At 45.9% G+C, this 14,997-nt stretch carries 17 protein-coding genes; 16 read left to right on the top strand and 1 reads right to left on the bottom strand.

Annotated elements, in window-relative coordinates; genetic code table 11:
• Window positions 1–26 precede the first annotated feature (26 nt).
• The 14 genes from wecB (at window position 27) to ABE021_RS13860 (ending at window position 12,754) form a co-directional block, all read left to right on the top strand.
• Window positions 27–1,130 (top strand): non-hydrolyzing UDP-N-acetylglucosamine 2-epimerase, encoded by a 1,104-nt coding sequence (gene wecB, locus ABE021_RS13925; RefSeq protein ID WP_430289486.1) that lies wholly within the window; start codon window positions 27–29, stop codon window positions 1,128–1,130.
• A gap of 737 nt (window positions 1,131–1,867) precedes the next feature.
• A complete protein-coding gene (locus ABE021_RS13920; RefSeq protein ID WP_430289458.1) occupies window positions 1,868–2,239 on the top strand; it encodes an ATP synthase subunit I in 372 nt (123 codons plus the stop codon).
• A gap of 29 nt (window positions 2,240–2,268) precedes the next feature.
• Window positions 2,269–2,979 (top strand): F0F1 ATP synthase subunit A, encoded by a 711-nt coding sequence (atpB, locus tag ABE021_RS13915; RefSeq protein WP_191691099.1) that lies wholly within the window; start codon window positions 2,269–2,271, stop codon window positions 2,977–2,979.
• 64 nt (window positions 2,980–3,043) lie between these two features.
• A complete protein-coding gene (gene atpE / locus ABE021_RS13910) occupies window positions 3,044–3,268 on the top strand; it encodes a F0F1 ATP synthase subunit C (protein ID WP_040287550.1) in 225 nt (74 codons plus the stop codon).
• Window positions 3,269–3,525: 257 nt separating this feature from the next.
• On the top strand, window positions 3,526–4,077 hold the full coding sequence (atpF, locus tag ABE021_RS13905) for a F0F1 ATP synthase subunit B (protein WP_430289457.1): 552 nt from the start codon (window positions 3,526–3,528) through the stop codon (window positions 4,075–4,077).
• Complete coding sequence (locus ABE021_RS13900) at window positions 4,074–4,610, top strand: F0F1 ATP synthase subunit delta (RefSeq protein ID WP_430289455.1); 537 nt, start codon at window positions 4,074–4,076, stop codon at window positions 4,608–4,610. Before atpF ends, ABE021_RS13900 begins: the two co-directional genes overlap by 4 nt.
• A gap of 27 nt (window positions 4,611–4,637) precedes the next feature.
• On the top strand, window positions 4,638–6,149 hold the full coding sequence (atpA, locus tag ABE021_RS13895) for a F0F1 ATP synthase subunit alpha (RefSeq protein ID WP_191691093.1): 1,512 nt from the start codon (window positions 4,638–4,640) through the stop codon (window positions 6,147–6,149).
• A 48-nt stretch (window positions 6,150–6,197) separates the two neighbouring features.
• Window positions 6,198–7,055, top strand: a complete 858-nt coding sequence (gene atpG / locus ABE021_RS13890) for an ATP synthase F1 subunit gamma (RefSeq protein ID WP_191691091.1) — start codon at window positions 6,198–6,200, stop codon at window positions 7,053–7,055.
• 43 nt (window positions 7,056–7,098) lie between these two features.
• On the top strand, window positions 7,099–8,514 hold the full coding sequence (gene atpD / locus ABE021_RS13885; protein ID WP_430289453.1) for a F0F1 ATP synthase subunit beta: 1,416 nt from the start codon (window positions 7,099–7,101) through the stop codon (window positions 8,512–8,514).
• A gap of 21 nt (window positions 8,515–8,535) precedes the next feature.
• A complete protein-coding gene (locus tag ABE021_RS13880; RefSeq protein WP_430289485.1) occupies window positions 8,536–8,934 on the top strand; it encodes a F0F1 ATP synthase subunit epsilon in 399 nt (132 codons plus the stop codon).
• A 108-nt stretch (window positions 8,935–9,042) separates the two neighbouring features.
• Window positions 9,043–9,276, top strand: a complete 234-nt coding sequence (locus ABE021_RS13875; RefSeq protein ID WP_430289452.1) for a DUF1146 family protein — start codon at window positions 9,043–9,045, stop codon at window positions 9,274–9,276.
• A gap of 366 nt (window positions 9,277–9,642) precedes the next feature.
• Window positions 9,643–10,944: a UDP-N-acetylglucosamine 1-carboxyvinyltransferase gene (gene murA, locus ABE021_RS13870; RefSeq protein WP_430289450.1), complete on the top strand. Its 1,302-nt coding sequence runs from the start codon at window positions 9,643–9,645 to the stop codon at window positions 10,942–10,944.
• 170 nt (window positions 10,945–11,114) lie between these two features.
• Window positions 11,115–12,062: a stage II sporulation protein D gene (gene spoIID / locus ABE021_RS13865; RefSeq protein ID WP_430289449.1), complete on the top strand. Its 948-nt coding sequence runs from the start codon at window positions 11,115–11,117 to the stop codon at window positions 12,060–12,062.
• Window positions 12,063–12,094: 32 nt separating this feature from the next.
• Entirely contained in the window at window positions 12,095–12,754 is a 660-nt protein-coding gene (locus ABE021_RS13860) for a peptidoglycan DD-metalloendopeptidase family protein (protein ID WP_430289447.1), read from the top strand.
• A 366-nt stretch (window positions 12,755–13,120) separates the two neighbouring features.
• Here the strand turns inward: ABE021_RS13860 and ABE021_RS13855 are convergent, their stop codons facing one another.
• On the bottom strand, window positions 13,121–13,432 hold the full coding sequence (locus ABE021_RS13855) for a hypothetical protein (RefSeq protein ID WP_430289446.1): 312 nt from the start codon (window positions 13,430–13,432) through the stop codon (window positions 13,121–13,123).
• Window positions 13,433–13,500: 68 nt separating this feature from the next.
• Here ABE021_RS13855 and ABE021_RS13850 point away from each other — a divergent pair, with 68 nt between their 5' ends.
• Together ABE021_RS13850 and mreB are read left to right on the top strand one after the other, a co-directional pair.
• Window positions 13,501–13,788, top strand: a complete 288-nt coding sequence (locus tag ABE021_RS13850; RefSeq protein WP_116017965.1) for a sporulation transcriptional regulator SpoIIID — start codon at window positions 13,501–13,503, stop codon at window positions 13,786–13,788.
• A 187-nt stretch (window positions 13,789–13,975) separates the two neighbouring features.
• Window positions 13,976–14,971, top strand: a complete 996-nt coding sequence (mreB, locus tag ABE021_RS13845; RefSeq protein ID WP_430289444.1) for a rod shape-determining protein MreB — start codon at window positions 13,976–13,978, stop codon at window positions 14,969–14,971.
• The last annotated feature ends 26 nt before the right edge of the window (window positions 14,972–14,997 follow it).

Here is a 14,997-nt window from a genome sequence, read left to right as displayed (position 1 = left end):
ACACTTTGAAACGTAAATGGAAAGTAATGACGATTTTTGGAACGCGTCCGGAAGCCATCAAAATGGCACCGCTCGTTCTTGAATTGCAAAAGCATGAGGAAGAAATCGAATCGATTGTCACTGTAACGGCGCAGCACAGGGAAATGTTGGACCAAGTGCTGAAAACGTTCGGCATCACACCTGATTTCGATCTTAACATTATGAAAGATCGTCAAACTCTTATCGACGTCGCAACGCGTGGTCTAGAAGGACTTGACGGAATCATGAAAGAAGCACAACCCGATATCGTACTCGTTCATGGGGACACGGCAACGACATTCGTTGGCAGTCTCGCAGCATTTTATAACAAAATCGCAGTCGGTCACGTCGAAGCAGGTCTTCGTACATGGGACAAGTACTCCCCATATCCTGAAGAGATGAACCGTCAGCTAACGGGCGTTCTGGCAGACCTTCATTTCTCACCAACTGAGAAATCTGCGCAAAACCTTATTAATGAAGGGAAGCCGGAAGATCGTATATTCATCACGGGGAATACAGCAATCGATGCGTTGCATACGACTGTCGACGACACGTATACACATCCGATTTTCGAAAAACTCGGTGATGACCGTCTTGTCTTACTTACAGCGCACCGTCGTGAAAACTTAGGGGATCCGATGCGCAACATGTTCCGCGCCATCAACCGCCTGCTCGAAAAACACGACGACATTCAAGTGATCTATCCTGTCCACATGAATCCTGCAGTTCGTGAAGTCGCAGACGAATTGCTCGGAAATAACGACCGGATTCACTTGATCGAACCGCTTGAAGTTGTGGACTTCCATAACTTTGCAGCGCGTTCACATATTATCCTGACTGATTCCGGTGGCATCCAAGAAGAAGCACCTTCACTCGGGAAACCGGTTATTGTGCTGCGTGATACGACGGAACGCCCGGAAGGAATCGATGCAGGAACGCTGAAACTTGCAGGAACCGACGAAGATACGATCTTCAAGTTGGCAGACGAACTTTTGTCGGACCAAAACGCTTATGAATCCATGTCGAAGGCATCCAATCCATATGGAGATGGCCACGCATCTGCACGGATCGTGGAAGCCTTGAAAAAATATTTAAGCGAACAAACAAAATGAATTGAATAAAAGACAGTGAAAAAGCAGAGGCTGACAGTCCTCTGCTTTTTGAGGTTGAATCACGTACCCGTGGTTTTTCACTTTCTTCTATATCGAGATTGAATGAAATAGTGATGAAACTCCATACCGGGATGATAAGTCTTTGCCTCCAAGCTCAGAAAGCGATTCATGACACTTGGAGTATTTTCGATTAAGCGATGTTAAAAACACATCGCTCTCAAACAATAACATCGAAATTGTCTGGAAAATCCGCGCTCGAAAACTAGGGGAATCCCTAATTTTCAGAAATACGGTGATTTACTAGGAAAGTGTGACGATTGTTTGACAGTCCCTATAGTTTGTGAAGAATTTCACGGGAATCAATTGACATCAAAATATCGCTATTGTATGCTTACAGAGGGTAATAATGATAGGGTTTATACATAGATAAATCAGCTAAAACCGCTTGATTTTTTGGCTAAGTTCTATCATCACTCGTAGCCTATCGCACTAAAGTATATGGGCATCAGTGCGATACGTTGGACAACGTGTCCTGGTGAACGCCAAGCAGGCGGCACTTTTCTTACCATTCTTAGTCCCGGTACTTCCCGAGACATCTGATCAGTAAGTGGTTGCCGTACAACTCGGACAAGCCTATGCGCACCAACCTGCGAACCCGCTCATTGTTCGGCTTCTAAACCAAAAGCCGAGCGTTTCAGTTTCTAACTAAACTTATCGTAATAGGAGACTCACCTACCATGCAGACAATGCAGGAAATTTTCACAAGGCAAAAGAGGGCTCTATTTTTTTTGCTCGCATTGCTGATTCTAGGCTGGGCCTTTACGGGAGCGAAGGAGATTTTTGCCGGCCTTTTGCTGGGATTACTCTTCGGATTGTATAATTTTTGGATACTTATCCGTAAAATGGAGCAATTCGACAAGAAACTGGATCAGGGCAAAAAGGTTTCGCTCGGTTCGGGATTGCGTTTCGCTTCCGGAGTGGCTGCGGCCGCCATCGCGATGTCGATGCCAGAATACTTCAATCTGATCAGTACTGTGATTGGTTTGATGATTCCATATGCCCTATTGCTGGCCGATAGGATTTTTTACCATGTGAAGCATCATTCTTAAACTGATCACAAAAGGGAGGTGAACGAAACGTGGAACATGAAAATCCGGAACTTGTCCTCTTCGGTATAAGCTTCAACCCGGCTAACATTATGATGCTCTTCGTCACGTGTCTCATCGTTTTCATCATTGCTGTCCTATCTACACGGAGAATGCAGATGAAACCGACAGGCATGCAGAACTTCATGGAATGGATCATGGACTTCGTGAAGGGGATCATTAAAAACAACATGGACTGGAAAACAGGCGGCCGTTTCCACGTACTCGGCATCACGCTTATTATGTTCGTGTTTGTTGCCAATATGCTCGGTCTGCCATTCTCTATCCAATGGGATCATCAGTTGTGGTGGAAATCACCAACAGCCGATCCAGTCATTTCATTGACATTGGCAGCTACTGTCATAGTCTTGACGCACTTCTATGGGGTGAAGATGCTCGGTATGAAGGGATATCTCAAAACTTATATCCAGCCGATGCCATTCTTGGCACCACTGAAAGTCATTGAAGAATTTGCAAACACGTTGACACTCGGTCTGCGTCTTTACGGTAACATCTTTGCGGGTGAGATCTTGATCGGACTTCTCGCAACACTTGCTGCCGGCAGCTTCGGCGGTTTCATCGGAGCAATCGTTCCAGCACTTGCTTGGCAAGGGTTCTCGGTATTCATCGGGGCAATCCAAGCATTCATTTTTGTTATGTTGACGATGGTTTATATGTCGCACAAAGTGTCGGCGGACCACTAAACATAAAACCCGCTTGCGGGAATACGCACTACCAAACTAAACAATACTAGGAGGAAATAACACTATGACAGGTTCATTAGGTCTATTAGCAGCAGCTATCGCAGTTGGTCTTGGCGCACTCGGCGCTGGTATCGGTAACGGATTGATCGTTTCACGTACAGTTGAGGGGATTGCTCGTCAGCCAGAAGCACGCGGCGTTCTTCAAACAACAATGTTCATCGGTGTTGCATTGGTTGAGGCATTGCCAATCATCGCTACAGTTATCGCTTTCATCGTCATGAACAAGTAATTCAGTCAGAACCGAACCAGGTAGTTAATGAGTTGGATAGGGCCTGGGCTGCTTAGCGGTCTAGCCAGCCTGTATGACTCCCTCTGTTATCTAACCACTTTATAAGAACTTTAAACAATGGCGAAGAATGGAAAATGATCGATCCTTCGCCATTCGTTTATGTCAGCGTATATCGGGCATGTCATATGCTCGAGCCAATCATTCTAACCAAAACGTTTGTAGATCAGACGTAAGTTTTTGAAGGGAGTGAAACAATCGTGTTTTTGGATACCTTCGTCCTCTTGTCAGCAAACGCTGACTCGGGATTCTTAGCCAGCCTGAACCAAAGGCTGAACTTAGGTGATATCATTGCAACAGTGTTCTTCTTCACTCTTCTCATGCTTCTATTGAAGAAATTCGCATGGGGCCCGTTGATGGGGATCATGGATCAGCGTGCTGAAATGATTGCCAATGAAATCGAAGCGGCTGAACAAAGCCGTCTAGACTCACAGAAATTGTTGGAAGAGCAACGCGCTCTTTTAAAAGAAGCACATACAAATGCACAATCAATCGTTGAAAATGCAAAAAAGCAAGGCGAAGCTCAACGCGAAGAACTCATTCAAACGACACGCGCAGAAGTGGGCCGTATGAAAGAAAACGCAGCGCTTGAAATCGCAACAGAGAAAGAAAAAGCAATTGCGGCTGTCCGCGAAGAATTCGTATCTCTTTCAATCATGGCAGCGTCTAAAGTACTCGGTAAAGAAGTATCCGAGGAGGATAACCGCGCATTGATCGAAGAAACGATTGTGAAGGCAGGGGAAGGCCGATGAGCCGTTCTATCGTAGCGGAACGTTATGCAACTGGGTTGTTCAAAGCAGCTCAGGAGCAAGGCGTCTTGCTCGCAGTCCACACTGACGTTCGAGAGCTCCAAGCAGCACTCAGCGGAAACAAAGGCTTCGAGGAGCTTATGAGCTTACCACAACTGTCATTGACCAAAAAACGGGAATTGATCGCTAACATCCTGCCAGGTGCGCAAGAGTTACTGCTCAATGCACTGTACGTGATGCTCGATGCGGATCGTATGGATGAACTTAGTGACGTTCTTGAAGATTTCCATCAGTTAGCGAATGATGCTTCGGGTGTTGCGGAAGCGACAGTCTATGCAATCCGTCCTCTGACTGAACAGGAAGAAACAGCGATTTCCAGCGCGTTTGCTCGCAAAGTAGGCAAACAGTCGCTTCAAATTAAGACAATCATTGAACCGCAATTGATCGGAGGCATCCGCCTTCAGATCGGAAACCGAATCTTCGACAGCAGCATTAGCAGCAAGCTTTCTAAATTGCAGCGTACGTTGATCGGTTAAAATCTTGAAAGATGAGGGGTGACATACATGGGCATCAAAGCTGAAGAAATCAGCACACTGATTAAGCAGCAAATTGCTGGCTATCAGTCTGAGATGGAAGTTAGCGAAGTAGGTACTGTTCTCGCAGTAGGTGACGGTATCGCCCGTGCTCATGGTCTCGACAATGTCATGGCCGGAGAACTTCTTGAGTTCTCTACAGGTGTACTTGGTATGGCACAAAACTTGGAAGCGAACAACGTAGGTATCGTTATCCTTGGGCCATACAAAGACATTAAAGAAGGCGATGAAGTACGTCGTACAGGCCGTATCATGGAAGTTCCAGTTGGAGAAGAATTGATTGGACGTGTTGTCAATTCACTTGGGCAGCCAGTGGATGGACTAGGTCCGATTCATACTACAAAAACTCGTCCGATTGAAAGCCCAGCGCAAGGCGTTATGGCTCGTAAATCGGTTGATGAGCCGCTTCAGACAGGTATTAAGGCGATTGACGCACTTGTACCGATCGGTCGTGGACAACGTGAATTGATCATCGGTGACCGCCAGACAGGTAAAACTACTGTAGCGATCGATACAATTCTTAACCAAGCAGATCAGGATATGATTTGTATTTATGTAGCAATTGGTCAGAAAGAATCTACAGTTCGCGGTGTTGTTGAAACGCTTCGTGAAAACGGCGCACTAGACTACACAATCGTTGTAACTGCATCGGCTTCTCAACCATCGCCACTTCTTTACCTTGCTCCTTATGCAGGTATTACAATGGCTGAAGAGTTCATGTTCCAAGGCAAGCACGTTTTGATCGTTTATGATGATCTTTCAAAACAAGCTGCTGCGTATCGTGAGCTTTCCTTGTTGCTGCGCCGTCCTCCAGGTCGCGAAGCATATCCAGGAGATGTATTCTACTTACACTCTCGTTTACTCGAGCGTGCTGCAAAATTGAACGACTCCCTAGGTGGCGGTTCAATTACAGCATTGCCATTCGTTGAAACACAAGCAGGCGATATTTCTGCATACATTCCAACGAACGTAATCTCCATAACGGATGGTCAGATCTTCCTTCAATCGGATCTATTCTTCTCAGGCGTACGCCCAGCGATCAACGCTGGACTTTCCGTATCCCGTGTAGGTGGATCTGCACAGATCAAAGCAATGAAGAAGGTTGCAGGTACACTGCGTCTTGACCTTGCTGCGTTCCGTGAACTTGAAGCGTTCTCTGCGTTCGGATCAGACCTTGACCCGGCAACGAAGGCGAAACTTGACCGTGGACACCGTACTGTTGAAGTCTTGAAACAAGACTTGAACAAGCCGGTTAAGGTAGAACACCAAGTCGTAATCCTTTACGCACTTACTCGTGGATTCCTTGACGATATCCCAGTTAAAGATATTCTTCGCTTTGAAAGTGAAATCAATATTTGGCTTGAAAGCAACCACACAGACGTATTGGAAACGATCCGTACTACGAAAGGTCTTCCTGCAGATGATGTATTTGCAGCGGCTATCAACGAGTTCAAAAAGAACTTCGCGGTTTCAGGACAATAAGTTAAGTAACGGATTACGGGACTAAAACATAAAGGTGGTGAATAGCCAATGGCCTCATTACGCGAGGTGGAACAACGCATTAAATCGACGAAGAGTACACGTCAAATCACGAAAGCGATGCAAATGGTCTCTGCTTCAAAATTGAGCCGTGCGGAAGCAAACGCGAAGAAATTCGTACCGTATATGGACAAGATTGAAGAAGTGGTTGGATCCATCGCTTCTGTGACTCAAAACTCCGGACATCCGATGTTAGTCACTCGCCCAGTCAAAAAGACGGGATATATTATCGTCACATCTGACCGTGGACTTGTTGGAGGATACAACGCCAACATTCTGCGTAAAGCGAAACGTGCAATCGAAGCGCGCCATGCATCTAAAGATGAAATCGTGCTCTTCGTAATCGGAAGTAAAGGAACTGAGTTTTTTGAACGTCTCGGATTCAACGTACAAGAGAGCCTTGTCGGTGTGACCGATCACCCTTCGTTCGAAGAGATAAAAAACATCGCGAATAAAGCTGTTGGCATGTTCACGGAAGGCAATTACGATGAGTTGTACCTTTATTACAACCATTTCGTCTCCGCCATCTCCAACGAGCCGACGGAACGGAAATTGCTTCCGCTAACTGATCTTGAACCGTCTGGAGTGAGCTCGTCATATGAATTCGAACCTTCTGCTGAAGTGATTCTTGAATCCTTATTGCCGCAATATGCGGAGAGCCTCATTTTCGGAGCGGTCCTTGACGGGAAAGCAAGCGAACATGCTTCCAGTATGACTGCGATGAAGACTGCTACAGATAATGCTACTGATTTGATAGATGACTTGACGCTTGTATTCAACCGTGCCCGTCAAGCTGCGATTACCCAGGAAATCACTGAAATCGTTGCCGGCGTTGCAGCGCTCGAATAGGCGTAACGAAAACGAACGTACCAGTACGACAGGAGGGAAAAGCATGAGTAAAGGACAAATTCTTCAGGTAATGGGTCCAGTTGTTGACGTTCGCTTTGCGGATGGACAACTTCCAGAGATCTACAACTCCCTGAAAGTCCAAATCAATCGCCCGGGTGCTGAAGCGGAAACGCTCACACTTGAAGTGGCCTTGCACCTTGGAGACGATTCTGTACGTACGATTGCAATGTCCTCTACAGATGGTTTGAGACGCGGCGAAGAAGTAATAGATATGGGCGCGCCAATCTCAGTACCTGTTGGAGACGTTACTCTCGGACGAGTATTCAATGTTCTTGGTGAGGAAATCGACCTTGGAGCGCCGTTAGCGGCAGATGTCCAGCGTGATCCGATTCACCGTGAAGCACCATCATTTGAATTCCTTTCTACGAAAGTGGAAATTCTTGAAACGGGTATTAAAGTTGTTGACTTACTTGCTCCTTACATCAAGGGTGGTAAAATCGGTCTCTTCGGTGGTGCGGGTGTAGGTAAAACCGTTCTCATCCAGGAATTGATCAACAACATCGCACAAGAGCACGGCGGTATCTCGGTATTCGCTGGTGTTGGAGAGCGTACTCGTGAAGGAAACGACTTGTACTATGAAATGACGGACTCAGGCGTTATTAAGAAAACGGCGATGGTCTTCGGTCAGATGAACGAGCCACCGGGTGCGCGTATGCGTGTTGCCTTGACTGGTTTGACAATGGCGGAGCACTTCCGTGACGAACAGGGCGCTGACGTTCTGCTCTTCATCGATAACATCTACCGTTTCACACAAGCCGGTTCTGAAGTTTCTGCCTTGCTCGGCCGTATGCCATCTGCGGTTGGTTACCAGCCGACATTGGCGACTGAAATGGGTCAGCTGCAAGAGCGTATCACTTCAACTAACAAAGGTTCTGTTACATCGATCCAAGCGATCTATGTACCAGCCGATGACTATACAGATCCAGCTCCTGCTACGACGTTTGCTCACCTTGATGCAACGACGAACCTTGAGCGTAAACTATCTGAGATGGGTATTTACCCAGCAGTGGATCCACTTGCTTCAACTTCACGCGCTCTTAGTGCGGATGTTGTCGGTAAAGAGCACTATGATGTTGCGATGCAAGTACAACAAACATTGCAGCGTTACCGTGAACTTCAAGATATCATTGCAATCCTAGGTATGGATGAGTTGAGTGAAGATGACAAGCAGATCGTTGATCGTGCTCGTCGTGTTCAGTTCTTCCTGTCACAAAACTTCCACGTTGCCGAGCAATTCACGGGCCAAAAAGGTTCGTATGTGCCGGTTGCTGAAACTGTACAAGGCTTCAAGGCAATCCTTGAAGGCAAATACGACCACCTTCCTGAAGATGCATTCCGACTCGTTGGACGTATTGAAGAAGTTGTGGCTAAAGCGAAAGACATGGGCGTAGAAGTCTAATATAAGGGACCAGGAGGGGAAATTATGAAGATAAAAGTTAATATCGTCACTCCCGACGGCCCTGTCAGCGAAACTGAAGCGGATATGGTGATAGCTGTTACCGAAACCGGTGAGCTTGGTATTTTACCAGGACACATCGCGATGGTAGCGCCACTTGAAATCGGCGCACTTCGTCTGAAAAACGGCAATTCAACAGAACACGTGGCAGTAAACGGCGGCTTCTTGGAAGTCCGTCCGGATGTTGTCACAGTGCTTGCGCAAAGTGCGGAACTTGCTTCCGGCATTGACCTGGCACGTGCTGAACTTGCAAAACGTAAGGCAGAAGTTGAACTCCAGCAGACTTCGAACAAACTGGAGCGTCAAATGGCTGAACTTAATTTACGTAGGGCCATTAACCGTATTAATGTATCCGGTATGTAATGCGGATACGACCGAATCGGACAGAGGAGATTCTTCTGTCCGATTTTTTTAAAACGCTGACAAAAAACGTACTTCATCGGAAGAAGTACGCATCGGGAGTAGATGTCTATGGACGCACTAGGCGTGAATCCATTATTAGCACTCGGGTCACATATTTTTTTCATCGGTGTCTCATTTTTTGCATTGCAAGCGATAATGCCTCAAGCGATCATCCGTAAAAATCGCGTATTTCAAACACAATTACTATTTATTATGTTGAGTATTGCCATCGGATCTTTGGTATCAAATTTCTTTTTAGACATATCCTATTGGTCGGGAAGACTTCCTTTCATCTTTGGATGATCCGTCTTATCGCCGCGAAGACAATCGATGCCTCTGGGGCAATGAGACGAATCACTACATTATAATTTGATGAGAGAGGTTTACCCAAATCATCACAAGGGAACAAAATTGAATGTAACCTTTACGTAATACGGCAGTAATAAATAAATTGTAAAATACCCACACAGGACATCCCGCCTGTACATAATTTAGACTACAGCTATCTTTTGTCGGAAAGGGTCACAATGGCGCTTGTGAATTAATTCGTGCCGTTGTACAATGGACTGAGTTTGGATGATTTTTTACTAGTATAATTTATTGATTTTTGGATATGTAACTCTGTCACGTATGAGAACGAATTATAACTTTGAGTCGGAGGGGCTTGTTTTGGATAAAATTATTATTAATGGTGGACGACAGCTGCACGGTACAGTGCGGGTAGAAGGAGCTAAGAACGCAGTGCTGCCGATACTCGCGGCCGCGTTGCTTGCGTCTGAGGGCGTCAATGTCATCCGCGAAGTACCTAATCTATCGGATGTTCGCACAATTAATGAAGTACTTAAGAGCTTATATGCAAAAACTGAATATAAACCTGAAATTGGCGAGCTGATCATTGATTCCAGAGAGACACTTACAAGTGAAGCGCAATTCGAATACGTTCGCAAAATGCGTGCATCCATTCTAGTAATGGGACCACTTCTTGCGCGCAATGGCTTTGCACGCGTAGCAATGCCGGGAGGCTGTGCAATCGGATCACGTCCTATTGACCAGCACTTGAAAGGCTTCGAAGCAATGGGCGCGGATATTTCGTTTGGCCACGGTTTTGTTGAAGCACGCGTTAAAAATGGTCTTCAAGGTGCAAAAATCTATCTTGACTTCCCAAGTGTTGGTGCAACTGAAAACATCATGACTGCTGCTGCACTTGCAAACGGTACGACATTGATCGAAAATGCGGCTAAAGAGCCTGAAATTGTTGACCTTGCGAACTTCATCAACGAAATGGGCGGCAGAGTCATCGGTGCTGGAACAGATGTTATCCGTATCGAAGGCGTTGAAAAATTAGTAGGTGCTGTTCACAACATCATCCCGGACCGTATCGAAACGGGTACATTCATGGTGGCTGCAGCGATTACAGGCGGAGACGTGACGATTGAAAATGCATTACCTGAACACAATGCTGCATTGATCTCTAAGCTGCAAGAAATGGGCGTTGTCATTACTGAACTCGATGAAGGTCTTCGCATCACAGCGCAGCATCCATTAAAGTCGGTGGATCTGAAGACAATGCCACACCCTGGTTTCCCTACAGACATGCAGTCACAAATGATGGCACTCATGTTGAAATCAGAAGGTACGGGTGTGTTAACAGAAACAGTATTCGAAAACCGGTTCATGCACGTGGAAGAATTCCGTCGAATGAATGCGGATATCAAAATCGAAGGACGTTCTGTTATCATGAACGGACCTTCAAATCTTCAAGGAGCTGAAGTGGCAGCAACGGATCTTCGGGCTGCAGCTGCACTCATCCTTGCTGGTCTTGTTGCAGAAGGCGTTACGAGAGTCACCGAACTTATTCACTTGGATCGCGGCTACGTCAACTTCCATCAGAAACTGAAAGCACTTGGCGCAGATATCAGCCGTGTCTCTAGCGAATCTGAAACAGCAGATTCAGAAGCTGTGCATTCATAATACCGAGCAAAGCTGTCCCTTACACGAGGGGCAGCTTTTTTGCGTATAGATTCGAATATGAAAATCCGGGGTATTTGAAATATCCTGTCGATTCGTGTCATAAGAGATTAAGAATAGGAGGAAGTCAAAAACATTCTCATAATTGATTGAAAGAGAACATACCATACAACATGGACAAACGACTACTAGTAGTATTCATCATTTTCCTGTTTTTTATACCTGTACTTCTAAACTTGAAGTACAACAGACCACTAGACGCCAAGCCACCCGCGGAAATAGCTTGTGAGACCGAAATTACAGTAGAAGGAGAGGACAAGCCGCTGCCGCTCGAAGAGTATATCATCGGAGTTGTCGCGTCTGAAATGCCAGTCGCTTACTCATTGGAAGCTCTTAAAGCACAAGCGATTGCAGCACGCACATATGCACTCAAAGAGACGGCAGAAGGCACAAAACCGATCGGTCGGAGCGTGACAGCACAAGTCTATTCCAACGAAAAAGAACGTAAAGAACGCTGGGGGAAACAGTTCAAAGAAAACGAACTGAAGATACGAAAAGCAGTTGAAGAAACAGCGGGGTCCGTCATCGTACACGACCAAGAAATGATTACCGCCATGTTTTTCTCAACTTCAAATGGCCAGACGGAAACCGCTGAGAACTTCACAGGCAATCCAATCCCATACTTGCAAAGTGTGGATAGCCCGGACGAACAAACCGTTTCTGAAGAAGTCGAACGGACACTCAACATGCCTCTTGCCGAGTGGAATGAAAAACTGGGAACTGCTTGGAAAGAAGAGGACTTCCGTTCGCTCCAGCTCGTTCGGAATGAGACAGGACGTGTGCAGAGCGTCATCTCAGGGGAATTTGAAACAAGCGGCCGCGAAATGCGGGAAAAGCTGAAACTGCCTTCCACCGACTTCAATATTGGGTTCGATGTGACAAACAAAATCGTACACATCACGACGAAAGGTTACGGCCACGGTGTCGGCATGAGTCAAAATGGTGCAGAGGCTTATGCAAAGAAGGGATGGACTGCAGAACAGATTGTCAAACACTATTATACCGGCACGGAAATAAAATCTTTTGAAAAATCGAAAGAGGAATGTTTAAAAAATCCTTAACTTGCAGAGAATAGCGAGTGAGGTGATCATAAATGAGAGAAGAAAAAAAACCGAACGCCCCTTCTCAGAAAAACAAGAGCACGAAAAGCAACTGGTTCTGGCCATCAATCTATGCAAGTTTCGCCCTGCTGTTCGTTGGAATGGTATGGGGATATAATGCATTGACGAAACCAGACGCCGGTGAACAGGCCGCTGTAGACAAAGAAAAGCCACAGGACGAAGTCACGTTGGAAACAAATGCAGCAAACGAACAACTGAAGTATCCGTTTGATGAAGAACTTCTTGACCAAGTTGCGATTATCCAGGACTTCTATGACGCAAAAGCCGATGCAGCTAGTCGAGAAAACGCACTCCTCGTATTTAAACAGACATACGTTACAAACGAAGGTGTGTCCATCGCGGTGGACGGGAAACCGTTCGAAGTGGTCGCAGCGATGAGCGGGAAAGTGGAAAAAATCGTCTCCGATCCATTCAAAGGCAGTGAAATCATCATTTCCCACAAGGATGGATTGAAAACGATCTACCGTTCCGTCACTGGCATTCTCGTAAAAGAGGGTGACGAAATCCAGCAAGGTGAAGCTTTAGCAATGACAGCAGAAAACGAATGGAATCCACAAGCAGGCGTCCACTTGCACTTCGAAGTCCTAAAAGATGATGTCGCTGTGAATCCGCGTTCCTTCTTGGCCTTTTAAATAACTCTTTGAGCCAACCTGCCTCCCTCCCGGCAGGTTTTTTTGTGCGCGTAAGCCGGATGTGATTAGGAATCTTGTGAAAGTGATCTTAAAACCGGATGAGCGCTCATAAAGCATGGGAAGTGATCATAAAACCCGGAAAACGCTCATAAAGCATGGGAAGTGATCATAAAACCCGGAAAACGCTCATAAAGCATGGGAAGTGATCATAAAACTCAGAAATCGCTCATAAAGCATGTAAAGTGATCATAAAACCTGGGAAGCGCTCATAAAGCATGTAAAGTGATCATAAAACCTGGAAAGTGATCATAAAACTCGGAAATCGCTCATAAAGCATGTAAAGTGATCATAAAACTCAGCACGCGCTCATAAAGCATGGAAATCGCTCATAAATCCCGGAAATCGCTCATAAATCTCCACTGAAACAGCAATAAATTCCGCCTTACTCCAGATCAAAATGTGATACCCTTCCCAATAAGCGAAGCGCACCCGATTCATCCAATCCCATTCCTCAGGTGAATTGTGTCCTGTTATCGAGAAACTCCATAAAGTGCCGGAGAACCCTAAGAACTGATTGGTAAAGTGCACTTCAAGATCGAGAACACGCGCCACGTGTCCTACAAAATCCCATAACTGATCGATAACGTGCCCGCGCAGAAAGAACACCTCTACATTCAAAAGGAATAGCCTGCCGCCCCTTCGCATACAGTGAAAGAACAAATGGATTGACGGGAAAGGAAGAGGGTGTGCACGAACAAATTCGGAGACGCTGCGTACGTCTCGGCAACCTGCTCATCGAAACCGGTCTCACTGTGAGAGCGCTCGCAAAAGCGACGGGCTACTCAAAAAGTACAGTACACAAAGATCTGACAGAGCGCCTGCCTAATATTGATGCCCAATTGTCAGAGGAAGTTGCGAAAATTTTGGCCTATCACAAATCGATCCGTCATTTGCGAGGCGGCGAAGCGACACGTCAAAAATGGAAAATCGAACAGCGCAAATTGAATGAGACAGCAGCAACAGAGACGGACTAGCGACTCACGCAGTCCGTTTTTTCTATGGAGACAGTAAAAACCGGAGTTAGCTTCCTATAACCGTGGCAACGCACGAAAATAGCGATTTTTTATGTTCTTTTTCGGAACACTGTGATAAAATGTTAAGTTAGGAGAACGTGTAAACGTACGAGATAACGCCTGAACGAATGGAAGGGGCAGGGATGAGATGTTTGCGAAAGATATCGGCATTGACCTGGGAACAGCTAATGTTTTAATACATGTAAAAGGAAAAGGGATTCTGCTTAACGAGCCATCAGTTGTTGCAGTCGACACGAAAACACGTACATTAAAAGCGGTTGGAGAAGAAGCAAGGCTGATGATCGGACGGGCCCCTAGTAATATCCAGGTAATACGACCATTGAAACACGGTGTCATTGCTGACTTCGATAGTACAGAAGCGATGCTGAAAGGTTTCATTGATCGTCTGAATGTCAAAGGCTGGTTTTCTAAACCACGCATCTTGATCTGCTGTCCCACTGACGTCACTAGCGTTGAACAGAAAGCCATCAAAGAAGCCGTCCAGAAATCGGGCGGTCGGCAAGTTTTTCTTGAAGCCGAACCGAAAGTAGCTGCAATCGGAGCAGGAATGGACATTTATCAACCAAGTGGAAATATGGTGATTGATATCGGAGGCGGCACAACAGATGTCGCGGTTCTTTCCATGGGTGACATTGTCACATCCGAATCCATTAAGATCGCAGGCAATACGTTCGATCAAGACATCATGAATCACATAAAGAAACAACATAAGCTATTAATTGGCGAAAGGACTGCGGAAAACATCAAAATGACCGTCACTTCCGTATTCCCGGATAGCCATAATGACGAAATGGATATTCGAGGGCGTGATATGGTTTCAGGTCTTCCTAGAACGATCACAGTCCATTCAAAGGAAATCACGAAAGCGATGGAAGAGTCCATTGCGTGGATCCTTCATTCAGCCAAAAATGTTTTGGAGAAAACACCTCCTGAACTTTCTGCGGATATTATTGATAGGGGCATCATCTTAACTGGCGGCGGTGCACTTCTTCGAGGACTGGACCAACTGCTGGCAGAAGAGTTGAAAGTACCTATTTTCATAGCAGACGATCCACTTGGCTGCGTCGCTAAAGGGACAGGAATTATGCTGGATAGCTTAGACAAAAAACGGAATCGTTCTTAATCTGTTTGCCACTGGATCATTTGCAA

Origin of the sequence: Sporosarcina gallistercoris (assembly GCF_050459885.1) — a bacterium.
GTDB classification, from domain to species: domain Bacteria; phylum Bacillota; class Bacilli; order Bacillales_A; family Planococcaceae; genus Sporosarcina; species Sporosarcina gallistercoris_A.
This window is presented reverse-complemented; position numbering and strand designations above follow the sequence as displayed.

Coding starts and splice junctions, on each gene's coding strand:
- ABE021_RS13875 (WP_430289452.1), top strand. CDS start 9,043: ATGGACGCACTAGGCGTGAATCCATTATTAGCACTCGGGTCACATATT.
- ABE021_RS13860 (WP_430289447.1), top strand. CDS start 12,095: ATGAGAGAAGAAAAAAAACCGAACGCCCCTTCTCAGAAAAACAAGAGC.
- ABE021_RS13900 (WP_430289455.1), top strand. CDS start 4,074: ATGAGCCGTTCTATCGTAGCGGAACGTTATGCAACTGGGTTGTTCAAA.
- atpG (WP_191691091.1), top strand. CDS start 6,198: ATGGCCTCATTACGCGAGGTGGAACAACGCATTAAATCGACGAAGAGT.
- mreB (WP_430289444.1), top strand. CDS start 13,976: ATGTTTGCGAAAGATATCGGCATTGACCTGGGAACAGCTAATGTTTTA.
- atpA (WP_191691093.1), top strand. CDS start 4,638: ATGGGCATCAAAGCTGAAGAAATCAGCACACTGATTAAGCAGCAAATT.
- wecB (WP_430289486.1), top strand. CDS start 27: ATGACGATTTTTGGAACGCGTCCGGAAGCCATCAAAATGGCACCGCTC.
- ABE021_RS13920 (WP_430289458.1), top strand. CDS start 1,868: ATGCAGACAATGCAGGAAATTTTCACAAGGCAAAAGAGGGCTCTATTT.
- atpD (WP_430289453.1), top strand. CDS start 7,099: ATGAGTAAAGGACAAATTCTTCAGGTAATGGGTCCAGTTGTTGACGTT.
- atpE (WP_040287550.1), top strand. CDS start 3,044: ATGACAGGTTCATTAGGTCTATTAGCAGCAGCTATCGCAGTTGGTCTT.
- spoIID (WP_430289449.1), top strand. CDS start 11,115: ATGGACAAACGACTACTAGTAGTATTCATCATTTTCCTGTTTTTTATA.